Raw genomic sequence first — 20,257 nt, 5'->3', positions numbered from 1 at the left:
TCGGTATCTCGACTAGATCCGGGGTCGTCGCCCATGGCCCTCACCTCCTCCGGTCGCGGCTCGGCTTGCGCGGTCAAGGGTAGCAATGCTCTGTGAACAACATCGCTCTCCGGGTTCCCAAAGACTCACGGCTCACACCGGCAGTGAACGGACAGTGAACGCGAAAGGGCCGGAGGAGACCCTCCGACCCTTTCGTTCGACGGTCTAGCCGAGCTTCTCCAGAATGATCTTGCGGACCGTGCCGGCGTCGGCCTGGCCCTTGGTGGCCTTCATGACCGCGCCGATGAGCACGCCCGCGGCGGCGTGGGTGCCGCCGCGGATCTTCTCGGCCACGGCCGGGTTCGCGCTGATCGCCTCGTCCACGGCGGCCTCGAGCGCGCCGGTGTCGGAGACGACCTCCAGGCCGCGCTTCGCGGCGACCTCGACCGGGGAGCCCTCGCCGGCGAGCACGCCGTCGATGACCTGGCGGGCGAGCTTGTCGTTGAGGCGGCCGTCGTCGACCATGCCCTGGAGCTCGGCGACCTGCTCGGGCGTGATCGCCAGCGCGCCGAGTTCGGCACCGGCCTCGTTGGCGCGGCGGGACAGCTCGCCGAGCCACCACTTGACGGCGCCGGTGGGCGTGGTCCCGGCGGCGACGGTGGCCTCGATGAGGCCCACGGCGTCGGCGTTGACGACCGACTGCATCTCCTTGTCGCCCAGGCCCCACGTCGCCTGGAGGCGTTCGCGGCGCTTGCGCGGCAGCTCGGGCAGGCCCGCGCGCAGTTCCTCGACCCATTCGCGGGACGGTTCCATGACGGCGAGGTCGGGCTCGGGGAAGTACCGGTAGTCGGTGGCCTCCTCTTTGGAGCGTCCGGGGCTCGTCTCACCGGTGGACTCGTGGAAGTGGCGGGTCTCCTGGATGATCTTGACGCCGTCGTCGAGGAGTGCGGACTGGCGGCGGACCTCGTAGCGGACGGCGCGTTCGACCGAGCGCAGGGAGTTGACGTTCTTGGTCTCGGTGCGGGTGCCCCACTCCTCGCCGGGCTTGTTCAGCGAGAGGTTGACGTCGCAGCGCAGTGAGCCCTGCTCCATGCGGACGTCGGAGACGCCGAGGGAGCGGACGATGTCGCGCAGTTCGGCCACGTAGGCCTTGGCGACCTCGGGGGCGAGGGCGCCGGTGCCGGGGACGGGCTTGGTGACGATCTCCACGAGCGGGATGCCGGCGCGGTTGTAGTCCACGAGGGACTCGGTGGCGCCGTGGATGCGGCCGGTCGCGCCGCCGACGTGGAGGGTCTTGCCGGTGTCCTCTTCGAGGTGGACGCGCTCGATCTCGATGCGGTAGTCGACCCCGTCCACGGCCACCTCGACGTAGCCGTTCTCGCAGAGCGGCTCCTCGTACTGGCTGGTCTGGAAGTTCTTCGGCATGTCCGGGTAGAAGTAGTTCTTCCGGGCGAAGCGGGTCCATTCGGCGATGTGGCAGTTGAGGGCCAGGCCGATCTTGACGGTCGCCTCGATGGCGGCCTTGTTGGCGACCGGGAGCGCGCCGGGCAGGGCCAGGCACACCGGGCAGGTCTGGGTGTTGGGCTCGGCCCCGAAGGCGGTGGAGCAGCCGCAGAACATCTTGGTGTTCGTGTCGAGCTCGATGTGGGTCTCGAGGCCGAGGACGGGCTCGTAGGTCTCGACGGCCTTGTCGTAGTCGTTGAGTCGGCTCATGTCGCTACTGCTCCTCGATCTCGGGCGCGGTGTCCGCCAGCAGGGTGTCCTGCGTGGACTCGACGGCCGCCGCGACGCGGTAGGTGATGTCGTCGCCCATGACCGGGCCCATGACCTGGAGGCCGACGGGCATGCCCTCGGAAAGGCCGACCGGGACGGAGACGCCCGGGCCGCCGTAGAGGTTGGTCGGGATCGTGTAGAGGTCGGCGAGGTACATCTGGTACGGGTCGCCGGTGCGCTCGCCGAACTTGAAGGCGATGAACGGCGTGGTCGGGCTGATGAGGGCGTCGACCCGCTCGAAGGCGGCTTCGAAGTCGCGCTTGATGAGGGTGCGGACCTTCTGGGCCTTGCCGTAGAACGCGTCGACGTACCCGGCGCTGAGCGCGTAGGTGCCGAGGATGATGCGGCGCTTGACCTCCGGGCCGAAACCGGCCTCGCGGGTGAGGCTCATGACCTCTTCGAGGCCGTGCCGGCCGTCGTCGCCGGCGCGCAGGCCGTACCGGACGCCGTCGTAGCGGGCCAGGTTGGAGGAGGCCTCGGACGGGGCGATGAGGTAGTAGGTCGGCAGCGCGTAGGAGAAGGACGGGCAGGAGACCTCGACGATCTCGGCGCCGAGCTTCGCGAGCTGCTCGACGGCCTGGCGGTAGGCCTCGACGACGCCGGGTTCGGCGGCGTCGAAGGTCTGGTCGAACTCCTTGACGACGCCGAGCTTGACGCCGCTCAGGTCGCCGTCGGCTCCGGCCTTCGCGGCCGCGACCACGGGCGGGACGGGCGCGTCGATCGCGGTGGAGTCGCGCGGGTCGTACCCGGAGATGACCTCGTGGAGCAGCGCGCCGTCGAGGGCGTTGCGGGACACGGGACCAGGAGTGTCCAGTGAGGACGAGAAGGCGATGAGGCCGTAGCGGGAGTTGGACCCGTACGTGGGCTTCGCGCCGAAGGTGCCGGTGACCGCGCCGGGCTGGCGGATCGAGCCGCCCGTGTCGGTGCCGATGGCGAGCGGGGCCATCTTGGCGGCGACGGCCGCGGCCGAGCCGCCGCCGGAGCCGCCGGGGATCCGGGCGGTGTCCCAGGGGTTCACCGTCTGGGCGTACGCCGAGTACTCGGTGGAGGAGCCCATGGCGAACTCGTCGAGGTTGGTCTTGCCGAGGATCGGCATCTTCGCGGCCTTGATGCGCTCGGTGATCGTCGCGTCGTAGGGCGGGATCCAGCCTTCGAGGATCTTGGAGGCCGCGGTCGTGGGGAGGCCCTTGGTGACCACGACGTCCTTGACGGCGATCGGGACGCCCGCGAGCGGGCCGAGCTCCTCGCCGCGGGCGAGCGCCTCGTCCACCTCGCGCGCGGTGGCGAGCGCGCCTTCGCGGTCGACGTGGAGGAATGCCTTGACGGTGCCGTCGACCGCCGCGATGCGGTCGAGGAACGCCGTGGTGACGGCGACGGCGGTCAGGCGGCCCTCGCGGATGTCGGCGGCCAGTTCGGCCGCGGTCTTGTCGACGATGCGGTCGCTCATGGGCTAGGCCTCCTCGTCCAGGATGCGCGGGACGCGGAAGCGGTCCTCGGCGGTGTCGGGCGCGCCCGCGAGCACGGCGTCGCGGGGCAGGGACGGCTGGGGCCGGTCTTCCCGGAACACGTTCACCAGCGGCACCGCGTGCGAGGTCGGCTGGACGCCGTCCGTGTCGACCTCGGCGAGCGTCTTCATCGATTCGAGGATGACGTCGAGCTGGCCCGCGAAGGCGTCGAGCTCGTCATCGGTGACTTCGAGGCGGGCCAGCCGCGCCAGGTGCGCGACTTCCTCGCGTGAAATCGTACTCACGACAGGTGTTTCCTAACGGTTACTAGCTGCGGGAAGACCAGTCGAGTCTAGGCCGTGCGCGGGGCGGGCCCGAGCCGGGCGTCCCCTGATGTGGGCTCGCCGTGGAGTGTGACGGAGGGCTCGTGAAAACCGCTTGGCAGGGATCGAGTGACCTGCATATGACCCCCTAGTCACCGCGCATGTGACGTGATACTCTCTCGTTACTGGTTCGGAACGGGTTTCCTGGTTTCCTTTCTGTTTCCTTGCTAATAACGAGTCGGTGGGTGTTCCGACTTGTGGTGGTGTTCTCGAGCCAGTGCAGGCCCCGGGCGAAAGCCCGGGGCCTGGTTCTTTTTGCGGGATAAGGACTTCGCGGCGGCGAACGCCTCGTCCTCCGGCGATTCGACCGCTCCCTCTCGAGCCGGTGCGGCGGCTCCGTGCTGAGTCGAATCACGGCTCGTGCCCTCGCCGTGCTGAGCCGAATTACGGCTCGTGCCCTCGCCGTGCCAGGCCTTCCAGAGATCCGCGTAGTGGCCGCCGAGTGCGATGAGCTCGTCGTGGCTGCCGAGTTCCGCGACCCTGCCGTCCTCGACCACGGCGATCCGGTCGGCGTCGTGCGCGGTGTGCAGCCGGTGGGCGATCGCGATCACGGTGCGGCCTTCCAGGACCGCCCCCAGCGCGCGCTCGGTGTCGCGGGCCGCGCGCGGGTCGAGCATCGCCGTCGCCTCGTCGAGGATCACCACGTCCGGGTCGGCCAGGATGATGCGCGCGAGCGCGATCTGCTGGGCGCTGGCCGCGTCGAGTTCCCGGTTCTTGCCGCCCAGAGGCGTGTCCAGACCCTCGGGCAGGTCGAAGGCCCAGTCCGCCCCGACCGCGGCGAGCGCCTCGTGCAGCTCCTCGTCCGTGGCCCCGGCCTTGGCGAGGATCAGGTTGTCCCGCAAGGAGGCCGTGAACACGTGGTGCTCCTGGGTGACCAGGGTGACGCGCTTGCGGCGCTCGTCGAGCGGCAGCGCGGCCACGTCGACGCCGCCGATCGCGGCGCGGCCCTCGCGGGGCACGTCCGAGCCGGAGATGAGCCGGGCCAGGGTCGACTTGCCCGCGCCGGACGGGCCGACGACGGCGAGGCGCTGCCCGGCGGGGACGCTCAGGGTGACGCCGTGGAGCACGTCGCGCGGGCTGGTCGGGTAGGCGTAGCGGACGTCCGTGAGGTCCACGGTGCCGTCGACGGGCCGGTCGGCGGTCGCGGTCTCCTCGGTGTCCTCCGCTTCGGCGACGCCTTCGATGCGGGACATGGCCGCGATACCGCGCTGGACCTTCTCGACCCACATGAGGATGTGGTCGATCGGGAACATGATCTGCCGCGTGAGGACCGCGCAGGTGGCGACGGTGCCGAGGGTGACCGTGCCGTCGAAGTAGAACGCGCCGCCGACGAGGAGCACCGCGGCGGTCGGCAGGGCGTACGCGCCGTCGAGGAACGGGAAGTACACGCTGCGCAGGAACAGCGTGTACCGGGCGGCCTTCCAGTGGCGGGCCACGGTGGCGTCCCCGGCGGCGTCGCGCTGGTCGCCGAGGCGGTAGGCCTCGGTGGTGCGGGCGCCGTCCGCGGACGCGCCGATGGTGTCGCCGATCTCGGACTCGGCCTCGCGCTCGGCGAGGTAGCCCCGACGGCCGCGCTTGAGGTACCAGCGGGTGCCGATGTACAGCGGCGGCACGACCACGAGCATGCACAGGCCCAGCAGCGGGCTCGCGACGAGCATCGCGGCGAAGAAGACCAGGACTTTGAGGAGCGAGACGGTGACCTGCGGGAGGCCGTCGCGGAACAGGACCCCGGCCTCGGGCACGTCGGCCGAGGAGCGGGTCATGAGGTCGCCCGAGCCGGCCTGCTCGACCACGGGCATCGGCAGGCGCAGCGCCCGGTCGACGAACTGGACGCGCATCCGGGCCGAGAGCCGCTCGCCGAGCCGGTAGGACACGAACGTGCCGGCCCAGGTGAAGACGACGACCGCGACGATCGAGGCGAGCAGGCCGAGGGCGAGGCGGTCGACCTCGGCCTTGCCGGATCCGGCGGCGATCCGGTCGAGCATGTCGCCCAGCAGGATCGGGGCGACCGCGGCGGCGACGGCCGCGATCAGGTGCAGGCCGACGGCGACCGTCGCGCGGCGCTTCTCGGAGGCCAGGAGCCGGAAGAACGCGCGGCGGACGGCGGAGGTGTCGGCCACCGGCAGTTGCGTGGACCTCTGGTCGGTCATGCTTCCTCACCTCGGGTGACGAGTGCGCGGTAGTCGGCGTGCTCGGCGGCCAGCTCGCGGTGGCGGCCGGTGGCGACGACCTTGCCGCCCTGGACGAACGCGATCCGGTCGGCGCGGCCCAGCCACAGCGGCGAGGTGGTCGCGACCGCGGTGGCGCGGCCGCCGCGGGCCTCGGCGAGGCGGTCGACGATGCGGGCCTCGGTGTGGGAGTCGACCGCGGAGGTCGGCTCGTGCAGCAGCAGGACCTCGGGCTCGGCGGCGATGGCCCGGGCCAGGCGCAGGCGCTGGCGCTGGCCGCCGGAGAGCGTGCGGGCCTGGTTGTCGAGTTCGGTGTCCAGCCCGTCGGGCAGGGCCTCGACGACGTCGTGCGCGGAGGCGGCCTCGACGGCGGCCTCCACGCGGTCGTGACCGTCGCGGGCCGCGACGACCGAGGCCAGGGCCCCGGCGAACAGGTACGCGTCGTGCTCGGCGACGAGGACGCGCCGCCGCAGTTCATCGCGGTCGAGCTGCGCGACGGGGACGGCGCCGAAGCGGGCCTCGGACTCGGTGTAGCCGCCGAGCCGGTCGAAGACGGCGGCGACCTGCCCGGAGTCGTTGGAGGCCACGGCGAGCAGCTCGCCGCCCTTCACCGTGAGGCCCGACTCGGGGTCGTGGAGCTCGGCGCCTTCGCGCGGACCGGGCAGGATCTCCTGCGGGGCTCGGCGTTCGGGGACGGCGAGCAGTTCGCAGACCTTCCCGGCGGCAACGCGGCCCTCGATGATCCGGTAGGTGCAGCCGATGAGCCAGTGCACCGGCAGCAGCAGCGCGCCGGTGTAGCCGAAGGCGGCGACCATCTGGCCGGGGGTGAGGTCGCCGGAGGCGACCTGGCGTCCGGCGATCCAGATGACGACGCCGAGCAGGATCGCGGGCGTGCCCTCCCCCAGCGAGTTGAGCCAGGCGGTGGGCCCGGCGACCTTGTACCCGGCCGAGCGCAGAGCGTCGGAGTCGCGCCGGTAGGAGGCGTTGAAGCGGGCCTCGCCGCCGATGCCGCGCAGGACCCGCAGGCCCGAGACGATGTCGGAGGCGCGTTCGGTGATGTCGCCGACGCGCTCGCGGTAGGTCTCCTGGCTGGCCTGGAGCCGCGTCAGGAGCGGGCCGGTGATGAGGCCGACGGCGAAGACGCCGATGAAGATGGTGAGGCCGAGCGCGACCGAGGTGTTGAACAGCAGGACGCCGACCGCGACGAGGCCCACGAGGCACCCGGCGGTGGGCGAGAGCGAGTCGACGGCCCACGAGATGCGGTTGATGTCCGTCGCGCCGACGCTGACGACCGCGCCGGTGGTGACCTTGCGCCGCAGTTCGTCGCCGAGCCGGTTGACCTTGCGGGTGGCGAGCTGCAGGGTGCGGTAGGCGGCGTCCATGCGCCAGAACACCGTGTACCGGTGCGAGACGACGATCATCGCGGCGGTGAAGAACCCGGCGCCGATCATGCCGAGCGACCAGGCGGTGAGCGCGCCCCAGTCGCGTTCGCGCAGGCCGTTGTCGACCGCGCCGGTGAGGAAGAACGGCAGCACCGGGAGCGCGCCGAGCGCGATCGCGGAGGTGATGAGCGCCTTCAGCATGAGGCCCTTGCGGCGGCCGGCGAGCCAGATGAGGAACCGCCAGGGGGTCCCCGGCGGTTGTGAGGGAACGCCCCTCGACCCCTCGGATCTGAGGGGGTCTTCGAGCGGCAGTTCGGGGGCGCGGAGGAACCTCACTAGCCGAGCGTAAAGGGCGGGTCCGACAAGCGGCAATCGATTAAGCTCGCACCCTCCGGCCGTCACACTGCGCCGGGGACTCATCGCCACTTCGAGTGAGGCGAGTCACGACATGTCACGGGCGGCCAACGGCCGGTGTCTTGTGGTCGACCCTCCCACAACGAAGGAGACACCATGGCTGAGAGCACCGAAGTGGTCGTGATCGGCGGCGGATACGCCGGTGTCATGGCGGCCAACCGCCTGACGCGGCGCGACGACGTGTACGTGACGCTCATCAACCCCCGCTCGACGTTCGTCCAGCGGATCCGCCTGCACCATCTGGTCGCCGGTTCGGGCGACCCGCTCGTCGAGTACGAGCAGACCCTGAGCCCGGCCGTCCGGCTGGTGGTCGACGCCGCGACCCGGATCGACGCGGCCGAGCGCAGCGTCTCGCTGGCGTCCGGCGGCGCGGTCCGCTACGACTACCTGGTCTACGCGGTCGGCAGCGGCAGCGCCGAGCCGAGCGCGCCCGGAGCGGCCGAGTTCGCCTACACGATGGACACCCTGGAGGCGGCGCAGCGGCTGCGGTCGGTCCTGGACGACACGCCCCTCTCCGCCCCGGTGACCGTGGTCGGCTCCGGCCCCACCGGCAACGAGGTCGCGGCCGAGCTGGCGGACGCCGGCCGTCCCGTGACGCTCTTGGCGGGCACGCGGTTCGCCCCGTATCTGCACCCGAAGGCCCGCCAGACGGTCCGCAAGCGGATGGCCAGGCTCGGGGTGACCGTGCTCGAGGGGACGGCGACGGCCGTGACGCGCGACGCCGTGCGGCTCGGCGACGGCAAGGAGGTCCCGAGCGCGGTGACCGTCTGGACCGCCGGGTTCGGCGTGCCGGATCTGGCCGTGCGGAGCGGGCTGCGCACCGACGACAAGGGCCGCCTCATCACCGACGAGACGTTGACCAGTGTGGACGACGAGCGGATCGTCGCGGCCGGGGACTCGGTCTCGCCGTCGGGCGTGCCGCTGCGGATGAGCTGCCAGGGGGCGATCCCGCTCGGCGCGCACGCCGCCGACACGGTCCTGGCCCGCCTCTCCGGCGACCGGCCCGCCCCGATCGACATCGGGCTGCCCGCCGTCTGCACCAGTCTGGGGAGCGGCAACGCCACCATGCAGTTCCTCGCCAAGAACGGCGAGGCGAGGCGCCTCTTCGTCAGCGGCCGCCTGGGCTCCAAGCTCAAGGAGTTCACCTACCCGCACGTCATCGGGATGCTGGCGAAGGAGGCCCGCGAACCCGGGACGTTCGTCTGGAAGCCCAAGGACGAGCGGCGCTCGAGCCTGCTGGCCGAACGCGGCGCGGCGAGGGCCGTCGACCGGGCGGCGTGACCGCGCCTCCGCTTCAATGAAGGAAACCGGGGCGCGTGCCGCGACACCCCGCGGCACGCGCCCGCCAGAGAGGAGACGAGCCATGAGCGGCCCCGCCGCCGACCCGGCGACCGAGGCGTTCGTCGCCCACCGCAACCTGCTCTTCACGGTCGCGTACGAGATGCTCGGCTCCGCGGCCGACGCCGAGGACGTGCTCCAGGAGACCTGGCTGCGATGGGTCGAGGTCGACCTCGACCGGGTGCGCGACCCGCGCGCCTACCTGGTGCGGATCACCACCCGGCAGTCGCTCAACCGGCTGCGCGCCATGCAGCGCCGCAAGGAGGCGTACATCGGCCCGTGGCTGCCCGAGCCGGTGCTGACCACGCCGGACGTGGCCGACGACGTCGAGCTCGCCGAGAGCGTGTCGATGGCGCTCATGCTCGTCCTGGAGACCCTCTCGCCGACCGAGCGCGCCGTGTTCGTGCTGCGCGAGGCCTTCGACCTCGGCTACGGCGAGATCGCGGCGGCGGTCGGCAAGTCCCCGGAGGCGGTCCGCCAGATCGCGCACCGCGCCCGCAAGCACGTCGACGCCCGCCGCCCGAGGGAATCGGTCTCGCCGAGCGAGACCCGGGCGGCGTTGGAGTCGCTGCAGCGGGCGCTCGAGACCGGGGATCTGCGGGGCCTCATCGACGTGCTCGCGCCCGACGTCGTCGTCGTGGGCGACGGCGGCGGCCTGAAGCACGCGGCGCTGCGGCCCGTGGTCGGCGCCGACAAGGCGGCCCGCATGTTCTTCGGCGGTCTCGCCAAGCTCGAAGGCGCGCTCACGGCCGAGCTCACCGTGGTCAACGGCGGTCCGGCGCTCATGGTGCACCTGGACGGGGAACTCGACGGGATCATGGCGGTCCGCGTGGAGGACGGCCTCATCGCGGGCCTCTACTACGTCCGGAACCCGGAGAAGCTGAGTCACGTCGAGTCCGAGACCTCCCTGACGCTCCGCTGAGGACCGTTCAGGCGGGCCCGCAGGCGTCCTACCGCGACCCGGTGCCGTGCCAGCTTCGCCAGAGGCCCGCGTACGGGCCGTCCGCTTCGAGCAGTTCGGTGTGGCTGCCGAGCTCGACCAGGCGGCCGGCTTCGACGACGGCGATGCGGTCGGCGTCGTGGGCCGTGTGGAGCCGGTGCGCGATGCCGATGACGGTGCGGCCCTTGAGGACGGCGGCCAAGGCGCGTTCGGTGTCGCGGGCGGCGCGCGGATCGAGCATGGCCGTGGCCTCGTCGAGGATCACCACGTCCGGGTCGGCGAGGACGATCCGGGCCAGCGCGATCTGCTGAGCGGCGGCGGCGTCGAGCGGCTTCGCGGTGCCGCCCAGCTCGAGGTCGAGGTCGGTGGCCCAGGTCGCGCCCACCGCGTCCAACGCGGCGCGCAGTTCGGCGTCGGCGGCGTCGGGTTTGGCGAGGGTGAGGTTGTCGCGCAGCGTCGCGGTGAAGACGTGGTGCTCCTGGGTCACGAGCGTGACGTGGCCGCGGCGTTCGCCGAGCGGGAGGGTCGCGACGTCCACTCCCCCGATGGTCACGCGGCCCGCCTTGGGCGTGTCGGTGCCCGAGACGAGCCGGGCGATCGTGGACTTGCCCGCGCCGCTGGGTCCCACGACGGCGAGGCGTTCGCCCGCGGGGATGCGGAGGTCGACGTCGTGGAGGACGTCGGAACCGGTCGGGTAGGCGAAGGTGACGCCGCGCAGTTCGACGGTGCCGTCCGCCGGAGCGGCGGTCGTGCCCGCCGCCTCCTCGGCGTCGATCATCGCCACGCCTTCGACCCTCGCCAGGGAGGCGAAGCCGCGCTGGAGGCGTTCGACCATCATCAGCAGGAAGTTCAGCGGGGTCATGACCTGGCGCGCGAGCACCGCGCAGGTGGCGACCTCGCCGAGGCTGACCGTCCCGTTGAAGTAGAGGGCGCCGCCGAGGACCAGGACGGCCGAGGCGGGGAGCACATAGGAGCTCTCGAGGGTCAGGAAGTAGACGCTGCGGAGGTAGAGCGTGTACTTGTTGGCGGCCCAGTGGCCGGCGATCGTGGCGTCGCCGCTCGCGATGCGGGCGTCGGTGAGCCGGTAGAGCTCGGCGGTCCGCGCGCCGTCGGCGGTCGCGGCGAGCGCTTCCCCGGCGCGGGACTCGGCCCGGGCCTGCCGGAGGTACCCGGCGCGGGCGCGCTTGAGGTACCAGCGGGCGCCGATCGCGATGAGCGGGATCGCGAGCACCATGCAGGCGGCGAGGATCGCGTTGACGAACATCATGGCGACGACGTAGACGAGGGCGGTCAGGATCGCGACCATGGCGCGCGGCAGCACGTCGCGGATGAGGTTGCCGCCCTCGGGGACGTCGACCGAGGTGCGGGTCATGAGGTCGCCGGAGCCGGCCTGCTCGGCGGTGTGCAGCGGCAGCTGCAGGACCCGTTCGACGAAGCGTTCGCGCAGGCGGGCCGAGAGGCGCTCGCCGACGCGGTTGGCGGTGTAGCTGGCGGCCCAGGTGAGTGCGACGGCGAGGACGATGGCCGCGGCCATGCCGAGGGCGAGCACGTCGACGTCCTCGACGCCCTGGCCGGCCGCGAGCGCGTCGATCATGCGGCCCATGAGGAGCGGCGCGGCGGTCGAGGCGCCCGCGGCGGCCACGCGGAGGGTGATCGCGAAGCCGACGCGGGCCCGTTCGGAGCGCAGCAGCGCGGTGAACGCGCGGCGGACGCGGTCGGGTTCGGCGACGGGCAGTTCGGTGTGGAGCTCGGCGGTCATGAGAGTTCCCGGTTGACCAGGGCCCGGTAGTCGGGCCGGGCGGCGGCGAGTTCGGCGTGGGCGCCGGTGGCGACGACCTTGCCGTCCTGGACGAAGGCGACGGCGTCGGCGCGGCCGAGCCACAGCGGGGAGACGCTGGCGACGGCGGTGGTGCGGCCTCGCCGGGCGGCGGTGAGGCGTTCGGCGATGCGGGCCTCGGTGTGGGAGTCGACGGCGGAGGTGGGCTCGTGCAGGAGCAGGACCTCGGGGTCGGACGCGAGTGCGCGGGCCAGGCGCAGGCGCTGGCGCTGCCCGCCGGAGAGCGTGCGGGCCTGGTTGTCGAGTTCGGTGTCGATGCCGTGGGGCAGGGCGTCCACGACGTCGTCGGCGGCGGCGGCCGTGATGGCGGCCCGGACGCGTTCGGCATCGTCGGCGGCGCCGTCGCGGGCGCCGATCAGCTCGGCGAGGCGGCCGGCGAAGAGGTAGGCGTCGTGGTCGGCCACGAGGACCCGGCGGCGCAGTTCGTCCGGGTCGACGGCCGCGACCGGGACGTGGCCGAATCGCGCTTCGGAGGGTTCGAGTCCGGCGAGGCGGTCGAAGATCGCGGCGCTCGCATCGGAGTCGGCGGCGGCGATCACCGTCAGTCCGGGCGTCAGCGTGAGACCGGAGTCGAGGTCTTCGAGGTCGGCCCCGGTTTCGGGGCCCGGCGACGGGTCTCGCGGGGTCTCGCGTTCGGGCAGCGCGAGGAGTTCGCAGACCTTGCCGCACGCGACGTTGCCCTGGATGAGGGTCATCGCGGTGCCCATGAGCCAGCGGACCGGCATGAGCAGTCCGGCGGTGTAGCCGAAGGCGGCGACCATCTGGCCGACGGTGATGTCCCCGGAGGCGACGAGGCGGGCGGACAGCCAGACGACGGCGCCCAGCAGGATCGCGGGCGCGCCTTCGGAGACGGCGTCGATCCACGCGTGGGGGGCGGCGAGGCCGAAGCCGGATCGCTTGAGGCGCTGGGAGTCGCGGCGGTAGGCGGCGTTGAAGCGGTCCTCGCCGCCGACGCCGCGCAGGACGCGCAGGCCCGCCACGATGTCGGCGGCGCGGCCGGTGATCGTGCCGACGCCCTCGCGGTAGGAGCGGCTGCGGGACTGGAGCCGGCGCAGGAGCGGACCGGTGAGGACGGCGACGATGAGGACGCCGGCGAAGACCGTGATGCCGAGGACCGCCGACATGCCGAACAGCAGCACCGCGACGGCGATGATCCCGGCCCCGCAGCCCATGGTGGGGGCGAGGGATTCGACGGCGCGGCCGATGGAGTTGACGTCGGTGATGCCGACGCTGACGACCGCGCCGGTGGTGGTGCGCTGTCGCAGCAGGGAGCCGAGGCGGCCGGTCTTGCGGGTGGCGAGCTGGAGGACGCGGTACTCGGCGTCCTGCCGCCACCAGACGGTGAGCCGGTGGTGGATCACGATGCTCACCGCCGCGACGGAACCGGCGAGGGTGAGCGCTCCCGCCCAGGCGGCGAGGGCGCTCCAGTCGCGCCCTCGGAGTCCGTCGTCGACGGCGCCGGTGAGGAAGATCGGCATGACCGGGACGAGGCCGAGGGAGAAGACCGCGGAGATCAGCACCGCCGCCGCGTGGGACTTGCGGCGGGTGGCGAGCCAGCCGAAGAGCCGCCACGGCGTGGTCGGAGGGGTGCCGGGGTCGGCTACGGGGAGATCGGGGGCGCGGAGGAGCGACACAGGGCCACGGTAACCAGGCGAGCCCGAATCGGCAAACGTTTAACAGTTCAGTGGGCCTGCGGCGAGGACCGGTGCGGGGTGCTCGACGGCCGACGACGTGGGCGGCGTGGCCCAGGCCTGCCCGATGAGCGGCTTGAGGCGGGTCGGCGAGCGTCCGGAACGCGGCGCCGCGCGGCGCCATGCGGGTCCGGGCGGGCTCGCCCCTTCGGGGGCGCGGCCCGCCCGGGCCTCGCCCGGTCGGCCCATGACCGGGCGAGGGCGGCGCGTCGGCTCGCCCGGGCGCTAGCTGTTCCCGAAGAAGAACCCGCCGGTCTTGGCCGCCTGCGGCTGGTTGAGGGCGGCGCGGCGGTGGCCTACCAGGTCCACGACGCGGTTGACGAGGTCCTCCGGGCTGTTGGTGGTCGCGGCGGCGCGCGGATGGGACATGGCGCGCACCTGCGGGTTGTCGGAGAAGACCACCGCCGGAGTGGGGATGCCGCGGGCGACCATGCGGTCGAGCAGCGCCATCCCCGCGACCCCGTCGCCCGGATCGCGCTCCCGGCGCAGGTCGGTGATGACCAGGTCGTACGAGCCCTTGTCGAGGTGCCGGAGGGTCTCCTCCGTCGTGCTCACGGTGTCCACCTTCATTCCGGCCGTGCGGAAGAGGCGGACGAGCGGCTCGTTCCAGCGGTGGTGGTCGTCGACCCACAGGATCGCGCCGCCCTGGAGCAGGTCCGCGGCGCCCGCGAGGCGCGTGGCGGCGCGCAGCCCGCGGTGCGGATCGGTGGTGACGGCGTAGTACGACGGCGGCCGGTAGGCGGTGGTGCCGGTCGCGGGCGGCGGCGGGTACATCGACTGGAACCCCTGCGGCACGAGGCCCGGCGGATACGGCGCGCTCGCGTTCGGCGGGGCCTCGGCCGGGCGCGGCTCGTGCTCGGCCGGGGCGGTCGGGACGCCGTCCTCGTCCGCTCCGGAGGCGCCGTCGTCCAAGAGGGAGGAGAGGTCGAACTCGTCCTCATCGGACATGTCCTCGGACGCGGGCCGCTGCCTGGGCCGCAATGCGTGGGTCTTGTCGGGGTCGCTCGCGGGGCCCTGCCGGAGCCAGGGTCCCGCACCGGAGCCATCGCCGGCCGCGGCCCGCTCATCGGGGGCGCCCCGGTCGGCCGCGACCGGTTCGGGCTCCGTCTCCTGCCGCCACAGGACCTCGTCAGGGGTCGGCGGACCCTCGATCGGTCCGGTGGAATCACCGCCCTGTGCAGGGGTCCGGCTCTCGGGACCGCGGTTGAAGGCCTGCGCGATGGCGTCCTGCGCGAAGTCGACCGAGACGAACGGCGACTCGACGCGGGTCATCCGGTGCGCCTGCTGGGCGAGCAGCCGCCGGGCGATGAGGAGCGCGCCGACGCCGAGGCTCACCCACATGAACGTGGGGAGGATCTTGATCAACTCGATCCAGATGGCTTCGCTCATCGAACGCTCCGAATAGGGGTGCCGGGCCGGGACACTTCACCTTAAACGGCCACCGCATGCGATCCGGCACCCCAGTGGCTCATCGCGAGAGCACCTCGTACAGGGCGATCCAGCGGTCCGGCGGGACGAGGCCGACCGGTCGGTCGCGTGCGATCCCGGCTTCGTCGCAGGCCCTCGCCGCGACGCGCGCCGGCACCGCCCGGCGCAGGGACGCGGCGAGCGAGCCGCCGACGCCGGAGAAGCCGAGTTCCACGAGGTCGTGGTAGTCCCCCAAGGCCGCCTCGGGCAGCAGCGGCACCGGCCGCCGACGCAGATGGAGCACGGCTGCGTCCACTCGGGGCACCGGGTGGAATTCGCCGCGGCCGATGCGCATGCCGAGGTCCAGAGCGAACTCGGGCCAGTGCGCGACCGCCAGCCGGCTCCAGCGGCCGTAGTCGCCGGTGTGCTTGCGGGCGAACTCGAGCTGAGTGACCAATGTGGCCGACGTGAGCCGGTCGGCGTCCAGGCACCAGCGGACGATCCCCGTGGTGATGCCGAAGGGCGCGTTGGCGACCACCGCGAACGGCTCGCTCGGCGGCCGCACGTCGCGGAAGTCCGCCTGATGGCAGCTGAAGTGCCCGTGGTGCCCGAGCCGCGAGCGCAGGCGTTCGACGAAGTGGCGGTCCTTCTCGTAGGCGATGACGCGGCGGGCCCGGTCCAGCAGGGGCCTGGTGACCATGCCGTCGCCGGGGCCGACCTCGATCACGAGGTCGTCGGGGCCGACGCCGGAGGCGTCGACGAGGCGGCGCGCCACCGACGCGTCGCGGAGGAAGTTCTGGGACAGGAGCTTGCGCTTCGAGCCGGTGCGCGGGGACTGGCTGCGGGACATGGGTGTCCTCCATGGGACGAGACGAATCAGGACGGTCGATTCGCCTAGGCCCGCGCGGAGGCGCGGCCGGTGCCGTCAGAGGGCACCGTGAAGGAGCGGCGGACTGCCGTGGAGTGCGCGCTCGCGGGGGCCTAGGCCGCCGCGCGCAGCCGGATGAAGCACGGGCCGAACGCGGCGCACGCGTTCAGCCCTGGAGACCCGTACATGCCCCTGAGATTAACCGGCGTCGCCCGAGGCGTCCACCCGGTTCTCCCGCCGCGCGATCGGACCGGTGTCGCCGGTGCTGTAGCGGCCCGGCACGTGCAGGCGCAGGACCGCCTCGCTGGCCCAGTCGGGCACCGCGCCGGGGCGGGACGCGCCCCACATGACGGCGAACGCGAGCGGCACCGTCCACAGCGCGGGCTGGGCGATCAGGACCGAGACGATCCCCGGATCCAGTTCCAGGACCACCGAGGCGAGGGCCGCGCCCGTGGACGAGCACGCGCCGACGAGGAGGCCCGCGGTCGCGCCGGTCGCGGTGAGCCCGCGCCACCAGATGCCGAGGGTCAGCAGCGGGCAGAACGTGGAGGCCGCGACCGCGAAGGCCCAGCCGACCAGGACGTTGATGTCCACGTCCGACGCCGGGAGCGACAGGACCACCGCCAGGGCCGTGCCGACCAGGACGCCCAGCCGCAGCCGCGAGAGCGAACCGCCGAACAGGTCGTGCGAGAGGCCTCCGGCGAGCGCGAGGAGCAGCCCCGAAGAGGTCGACAGGAACGCCGCGAACGCGCCCGCCGCGACGAGCGCGGTCAGCACCGCGCCGACCGTGCCGGGGGCGATCGCGCCGGGCACGAGGAGCGGCACGACGTCGGTCTCCTCGGGATCGGGGGTGGTGACGCGGCCGAGGAGGCCGTACACGACCGGGAACAGGTAGAACAGGCCGAGCAGGACGATGACGCTGACGGCGACCCGGCGGGCCGCGCGGGCGCCCGCGACGGTGTGGAAGCGCATCACGACGTGCGGAAGGCCCATGGCGCCCAAGGTGGTCGCGACCAGGACGGAGATCGTCGCGAGCAGCGGGTGGCCGGAGCCGTCGAGGTCGAGGAGGGGGCGGGCCCAGTCGGAGCCGGCGACGGGGTTGAGGGCCGCCGCGCGGGTCTGGGGCCCCGCCAGCGCGATGAGGAAGAGCGCGGGGCCGGCGATGAACGCGAGTTTGACCATGTAGTGGAAGGCCTGCACGTAGGTGGCCGAGCGCATCCCGCCGACGGCGATGGTCGAGGAGACGACGAGGCCCGCGCCGACCACGCCGATCCAGTAGGGGATGCCGGAGACGAGTTCGAGCACGACTCCGGCGGCCTTGAACTGCGGCAGCAGGTACAGCAGCATGATGACGAGCACGACGAGGCCGCACATGCGGCGGATGCGCGGGGAGCCGAGGCGGTATTCGGCGAAGTCGGGGACGGTGTAGGCGCCGCTGCGGCGCATGGGCCCGGCGACGAGCGCGGCGACGAGCACGTACCCGGCGGTGAAGCCCACGGCGTACCACATCGCGCCGACGCCGTTCTTGACCAGGAGTCCGGCGAGGCCGAGCACGGAGGCGGCCGAGACGTACTCGCCGGCGATGGCGAGGGCGTTCCAGCCGGGGACGATGCTGCGGGAGGCGACCAGGAAGTCCGGTGTGGAGCGTGCGGCGCGCACGCCCCAGACGCCGATGAGGACGCTGGAGGCGAGGACGAGGCTGATGGAGGCGAGGCCGAGCATCAGGGGCCGCCGCTGCCTTGGAGGGGATCGTCCCGGGAGGCGCTCTCGGGAGGGGCGGGGTCGTCGCGGGAGGCGCCGTCGAGGGGGGCGCGGTCGTTGCGGGCGGGGTCGTTGTGCTCGGCTTCGATCTGCTCGGCGCGGCGCACGTGGAGCACGGCGAGCGTGAGCAGGACCGGGTAGGGCGCGAAGAAGAGGACGGCCCAGCTGAGGCGGCCGGGGGTGAGGACGGCGGCGGTGAGCAGGACGCCCAAGGCGATCGCGAGCGTGGCGGCGGTGCGGACGGCGAGGCCGCGCTGGCGGTGGAGGGCGCGCTCGGCCGCGTCGAGGTCGATGGCGGTGAGGCTGGAGAGCGGCGGTCGCCCGGAGAGCCGGCTGAGGCGCCCTTTGGCGTCCGAGCCGCGCCGCTGCGCGAGTCGGGTCTGCGGACTGGTGACGCGGACACGCTGGTTCACGGCCGGTCGCTCCAGAAGGGACCGAACGTGAGGCGATCGAGCGCTGCAGTGGTGCGGACGCGAAGCGCCGCAGCACTTGCCCGGTGCCGATGGGCGGCGTCCGCTTGTACGGTGCTCGGCACCACTGTCGACCGACCGTCGAGCGCCGGCGCCGAATTCGTGCGGTCGGCGCTCGGCGATCGTCCTCGCACCGCCTCCCGACGGTGAACGGCAGCCGGGGCGACCGCCCCGAAGCCGCGCGCGCTGCACGCCTGCGGCGCGCGGCTTCGCCGCGCAGCCGCCGCTCGGGGACGCTCGTGCGCGCGTGCCGGCACCGACGAGATCGCCGCGGGACCGCCCAAGGCGAGCAGCCGCGGGGCCTCCCCGCGTTCGGCGCTCACGCGTCGCGCCGCCGCTCGCGGACCCGCGTGCCTCACCGCCCCGCCCCGCCTTCCCTCGCCGCCTGCAGGAGCCGCTCGCGGAGCAGTCGCGAGTGCCTGCGGCTGACCGGGACCTCGCCCGCCTCGGTGACCGCCACGAGTCCGGCCGTCGAGGTCACCCGCAGCTCCGTGACCGCGGCGAGGTTGATGAGGAACGACCGGTGCGCGCGCACGAAGCCCGCCGCGTCCCAGACCTGTTCGAGGTAGGTGAGCGACTGCCGGAGCAGGTGCGAGCCCTGGCTGGAGTGGAGGCGCACGTAGTCGCCGTGGGCCTCGGCGTAGGCGATGTCGTCGCGGCGCACGAACACCGTCCGCCCGGCGAGCTCGACCTGGACCACCGCGAGGTCGTCGGCCTTGTCCCCCACCACCGGGCCCGAGCGGCGCCCGCCGATGCGGGCCACCGCCTCGGCGAGGCGTTCGGGCCGGAACGGCTTGAGCAGGTAGTCCGCCGCGCCGAGCCCGAAGGCCTCCACGGCGTGGTTGTCGTACGCGGTGACGAACACGATCTCGGGCGGGTCGGACAGGCGCTTGAGGATGCGGGCGACGTCCATGCCCGTCAGGCCCGGCATCGCGATGTCGAGGAACGCCGCGTCGAACGAACCGGAGCCGAGGAGGCGCACCGCCTCGTCGCCTCCCGCGGCGGACACGACCTCGCCGACGCTGGGCTGCTCGGCGAGCTGCGTCGCGAGCTCGGTGCGGGTGGACGGCTCGTCTTCGACGACGAGCACGCGCAGCAGGTTCATCGGCGCCCGCCCCCGTCCGCGGTCGGGCGGGGGAAGCGGGCCGGGCCGGCGAGGGGGGCGCGAGGCGCCCCCGGCGTCGGGCGGGCGAGGGGCGGGCGCGCCGGGGGGTGGGCGGTCATGCTGGTGCTCCTAGGGGTCTGCTCATTGCCGGTCATGCGTGGACACCTCTCGCGTACCGCGGGATCCGCACGGTCGCCTTGGTCCCCGAGCCGGGGGCGGTGTCGAGCCACAGACCGTACTCGGGTCCGTAGACCGCCCGCAGGCGGCGGTCCACGTTCGCCAGGCCGATCCGACCGGCCCCTTGACGGCTGCCGGTGAGGATCGCCTTGGCGACCTCGGGTTCCATGCCCGCACCGTCGTCCTCGATCTCGATGACGCACAGCGCGCCCTCGGAGAAGCCCCGCACGGCGATGTGCCCGGTGCCGGGCTTCGCCTCGAAGCCGTGGCGGACCGCGTTCTCGACGAGCGGCTGGACCACCAGGAACGGGATCGGCACGGGCAGGACCTCCGGGGCGATGCGCACGGTGATGTCGAGCCGGTCGTCGAAGCGGGCCCGCTGGAGTTCGAGGTACGTCTGGACGGCTTGCAGCTCGTCGGCCACGGTCGCGTAGTCCCCGGTGTTGGCGAACGAGTAGCGCAGGTAGTCCGAGAAGTCGGTGAGCAGTTCACGGGCCCGTTCGGGGTCGGTGCGGGTGTGGGCGCTGATCGCCGCGAGGGCGTTGTGCATGAAGTGCGGCGAGATCTGCGCGCGGAGGGTCCGCAGGTCCGCGGCGGCGATCCGCTCACGGGCGCGGTCGAGGTCGGCGTGGTCGAGCGCGGTGGCCACGAGGTGGGCGGCCTCGGCGACCTCGGCGTCGCTCACGTCCCCCGCGACGAGCAGGCACCCGGCCAGGTCCCCCGAGACGACCAGCGGCGAGGCCCGCAGCGGCGGCGCGGTGACCGGCTCCAGCACGTCCAGGGTCTCCACGAGCAGGCTCTGCGCCGCGACCGGGTCGAGGTCGCCGGTGACGGCGATGATCCGGTCGCAGTCGGCCAGCGCGACCGCGTCGGCCGCGAGGAGCCGGGCCAGCCGGCGGGCGGCGATCGAGGCGCCCTTGCCCGCGAGGCCGTCGGCGAGGGACTCGCCGATCTGGCGGGAGAGCCGGAGGGCGGCGAGGGTCCCGGCGCCCGCGACGCGTCGGCGCGCGGGGGCGAGCCGCGAGGCGCGGATCGAATCGTAGAGACGGCCGGGAATCACTTCACCACTGTAACGTGGCCCACATGGTCAGGCGGGGAGGGCCGACCGGCCCTCCCCGC

At 73.1% G+C, this 20,257-nt stretch carries 15 protein-coding genes; 2 read left to right on the top strand and 13 right to left on the bottom strand.

Annotated elements, in window-relative coordinates; translation table 11 throughout:
- Positions 1 to 204 precede the first annotated feature (204 nt).
- The 5 genes from gatB to K3N28_RS20260 form a co-directional block, all read right to left on the bottom strand.
- The gene (gene gatB / locus K3N28_RS20280) at positions 205 to 1,692 is read right to left on the bottom strand and encodes an Asp-tRNA(Asn)/Glu-tRNA(Gln) amidotransferase subunit GatB (RefSeq protein ID WP_228094579.1); all 1,488 of its coding nucleotides are present in this window, start codon (positions 1,690 to 1,692) and stop codon (positions 205 to 207) included.
- A 4-nt stretch (positions 1,693 to 1,696) separates the two neighbouring features.
- Positions 1,697 to 3,199: an Asp-tRNA(Asn)/Glu-tRNA(Gln) amidotransferase subunit GatA gene (gene gatA, locus K3N28_RS20275; protein ID WP_228094578.1), complete on the bottom strand. Its 1,503-nt coding sequence runs from the start codon at positions 3,197 to 3,199 to the stop codon at positions 1,697 to 1,699.
- A 3-nt stretch (positions 3,200 to 3,202) separates the two neighbouring features.
- Positions 3,203 to 3,502, bottom strand: coding sequence for an Asp-tRNA(Asn)/Glu-tRNA(Gln) amidotransferase subunit GatC (gene gatC / locus K3N28_RS20270; RefSeq protein ID WP_228094577.1), 300 nt, complete (start codon positions 3,500 to 3,502; stop codon positions 3,203 to 3,205).
- Between the two features lie 245 nt (positions 3,503 to 3,747).
- The gene (locus K3N28_RS20265; RefSeq protein WP_228094576.1) at positions 3,748 to 5,730 is read right to left on the bottom strand and encodes an ABC transporter ATP-binding protein; all 1,983 of its coding nucleotides are present in this window, start codon (positions 5,728 to 5,730) and stop codon (positions 3,748 to 3,750) included.
- Positions 5,727 to 7,466: an ABC transporter ATP-binding protein gene (locus K3N28_RS20260; protein ID WP_228094575.1), complete on the bottom strand. Its 1,740-nt coding sequence runs from the start codon at positions 7,464 to 7,466 to the stop codon at positions 5,727 to 5,729. The genes K3N28_RS20265 and K3N28_RS20260 overlap by 4 nt, the downstream gene beginning before the upstream one ends.
- A gap of 174 nt (positions 7,467 to 7,640) precedes the next feature.
- On the opposite strand from K3N28_RS20260, the gene K3N28_RS20255 reads away from it, so the two are divergent.
- The gene (locus K3N28_RS20255) at positions 7,641 to 8,825 is read left to right on the top strand and encodes an NAD(P)/FAD-dependent oxidoreductase (RefSeq protein WP_228094574.1); all 1,185 of its coding nucleotides are present in this window, start codon (positions 7,641 to 7,643) and stop codon (positions 8,823 to 8,825) included.
- 82 nt (positions 8,826 to 8,907) lie between these two features.
- Entirely contained in the window at positions 8,908 to 9,804 is an 897-nt protein-coding gene (locus K3N28_RS20250) for an RNA polymerase sigma-70 factor (protein ID WP_228094573.1), read from the top strand.
- A gap of 28 nt (positions 9,805 to 9,832) precedes the next feature.
- On the opposite strand, the gene K3N28_RS20245 is transcribed toward K3N28_RS20250, so the two are convergent.
- From K3N28_RS20245 to K3N28_RS20205, 8 genes are all read right to left on the bottom strand, one after another.
- The gene (locus tag K3N28_RS20245) at positions 9,833 to 11,581 is read right to left on the bottom strand and encodes an ABC transporter ATP-binding protein (protein WP_228094572.1); all 1,749 of its coding nucleotides are present in this window, start codon (positions 11,579 to 11,581) and stop codon (positions 9,833 to 9,835) included.
- On the bottom strand, positions 11,578 to 13,293 hold the full coding sequence (locus K3N28_RS23280) for an ABC transporter ATP-binding protein (RefSeq protein ID WP_255640299.1): 1,716 nt from the start codon (positions 13,291 to 13,293) through the stop codon (positions 11,578 to 11,580). Before K3N28_RS23280 ends, K3N28_RS20245 begins: the two co-directional genes overlap by 4 nt.
- 282 nt (positions 13,294 to 13,575) lie before the next feature.
- A complete protein-coding gene (locus K3N28_RS20230; RefSeq protein WP_228094571.1) occupies positions 13,576 to 14,739 on the bottom strand; it encodes a response regulator in 1,164 nt (387 codons plus the stop codon).
- 79 nt (positions 14,740 to 14,818) lie between these two features.
- Complete coding sequence (gene erm / locus K3N28_RS20225) at positions 14,819 to 15,607, bottom strand: 23S ribosomal RNA methyltransferase Erm (RefSeq protein WP_228094570.1); 789 nt, start codon at positions 15,605 to 15,607, stop codon at positions 14,819 to 14,821.
- A 216-nt stretch (positions 15,608 to 15,823) separates the two neighbouring features.
- A complete protein-coding gene (locus tag K3N28_RS20220; RefSeq protein WP_374209845.1) occupies positions 15,824 to 17,350 on the bottom strand; it encodes a cation acetate symporter in 1,527 nt (508 codons plus the stop codon).
- Positions 17,347 to 17,799, bottom strand: a complete 453-nt coding sequence (locus K3N28_RS20215; protein ID WP_228094568.1) for a hypothetical protein — start codon at positions 17,797 to 17,799, stop codon at positions 17,347 to 17,349. Before K3N28_RS20215 ends, K3N28_RS20220 begins: the two co-directional genes overlap by 4 nt.
- A gap of 412 nt (positions 17,800 to 18,211) precedes the next feature.
- Positions 18,212 to 18,961: a LytTR family DNA-binding domain-containing protein gene (locus K3N28_RS20210; protein WP_228094567.1), complete on the bottom strand. Its 750-nt coding sequence runs from the start codon at positions 18,959 to 18,961 to the stop codon at positions 18,212 to 18,214.
- Between the two features lie 151 nt (positions 18,962 to 19,112).
- The gene (locus K3N28_RS20205; protein WP_374209844.1) at positions 19,113 to 20,090 is read right to left on the bottom strand and encodes a sensor histidine kinase; all 978 of its coding nucleotides are present in this window, start codon (positions 20,088 to 20,090) and stop codon (positions 19,113 to 19,115) included.
- Positions 20,091 to 20,257 lie beyond the last annotated feature (167 nt).

The sequence above is a fragment of the Glycomyces sp. TRM65418 genome (genome assembly GCF_019710475.1).
Lineage (GTDB): Bacteria > Actinomycetota > Actinomycetes > Mycobacteriales > Micromonosporaceae > Glycomyces.
Note: the sequence above shows the minus strand (reverse complement) of the source record. Positions and strands in the feature narration are given on the sequence as shown.

Excerpts from the sequence above, each read along its gene's own strand:
- gatB (WP_228094579.1), bottom strand. The coding sequence starts at position 1,692 with ATGAGCCGACTCAACGACTACGACAAGGCCGTCGAGACCTACGAGCCC.
- gatA (WP_228094578.1), bottom strand. The coding sequence starts at position 3,199 with ATGAGCGACCGCATCGTCGACAAGACCGCGGCCGAACTGGCCGCCGAC.
- K3N28_RS20265 (WP_228094576.1), bottom strand. The coding sequence starts at position 5,730 with ATGACCGACCAGAGGTCCACGCAACTGCCGGTGGCCGACACCTCCGCC.
- K3N28_RS20255 (WP_228094574.1), top strand. The coding sequence starts at position 7,641 with ATGGCTGAGAGCACCGAAGTGGTCGTGATCGGCGGCGGATACGCCGGT.
- K3N28_RS20250 (WP_228094573.1), top strand. The coding sequence starts at position 8,908 with ATGAGCGGCCCCGCCGCCGACCCGGCGACCGAGGCGTTCGTCGCCCAC.
- K3N28_RS20245 (WP_228094572.1), bottom strand. The coding sequence starts at position 11,581 with ATGACCGCCGAGCTCCACACCGAACTGCCCGTCGCCGAACCCGACCGC.
- K3N28_RS20230 (WP_228094571.1), bottom strand. The coding sequence starts at position 14,739 with ATGAGCGAAGCCATCTGGATCGAGTTGATCAAGATCCTCCCCACGTTC.
- erm (WP_228094570.1), bottom strand. The coding sequence starts at position 15,607 with ATGTCCCGCAGCCAGTCCCCGCGCACCGGCTCGAAGCGCAAGCTCCTG.
- K3N28_RS20210 (WP_228094567.1), bottom strand. The coding sequence starts at position 18,961 with ATGAACCTGCTGCGCGTGCTCGTCGTCGAAGACGAGCCGTCCACCCGC.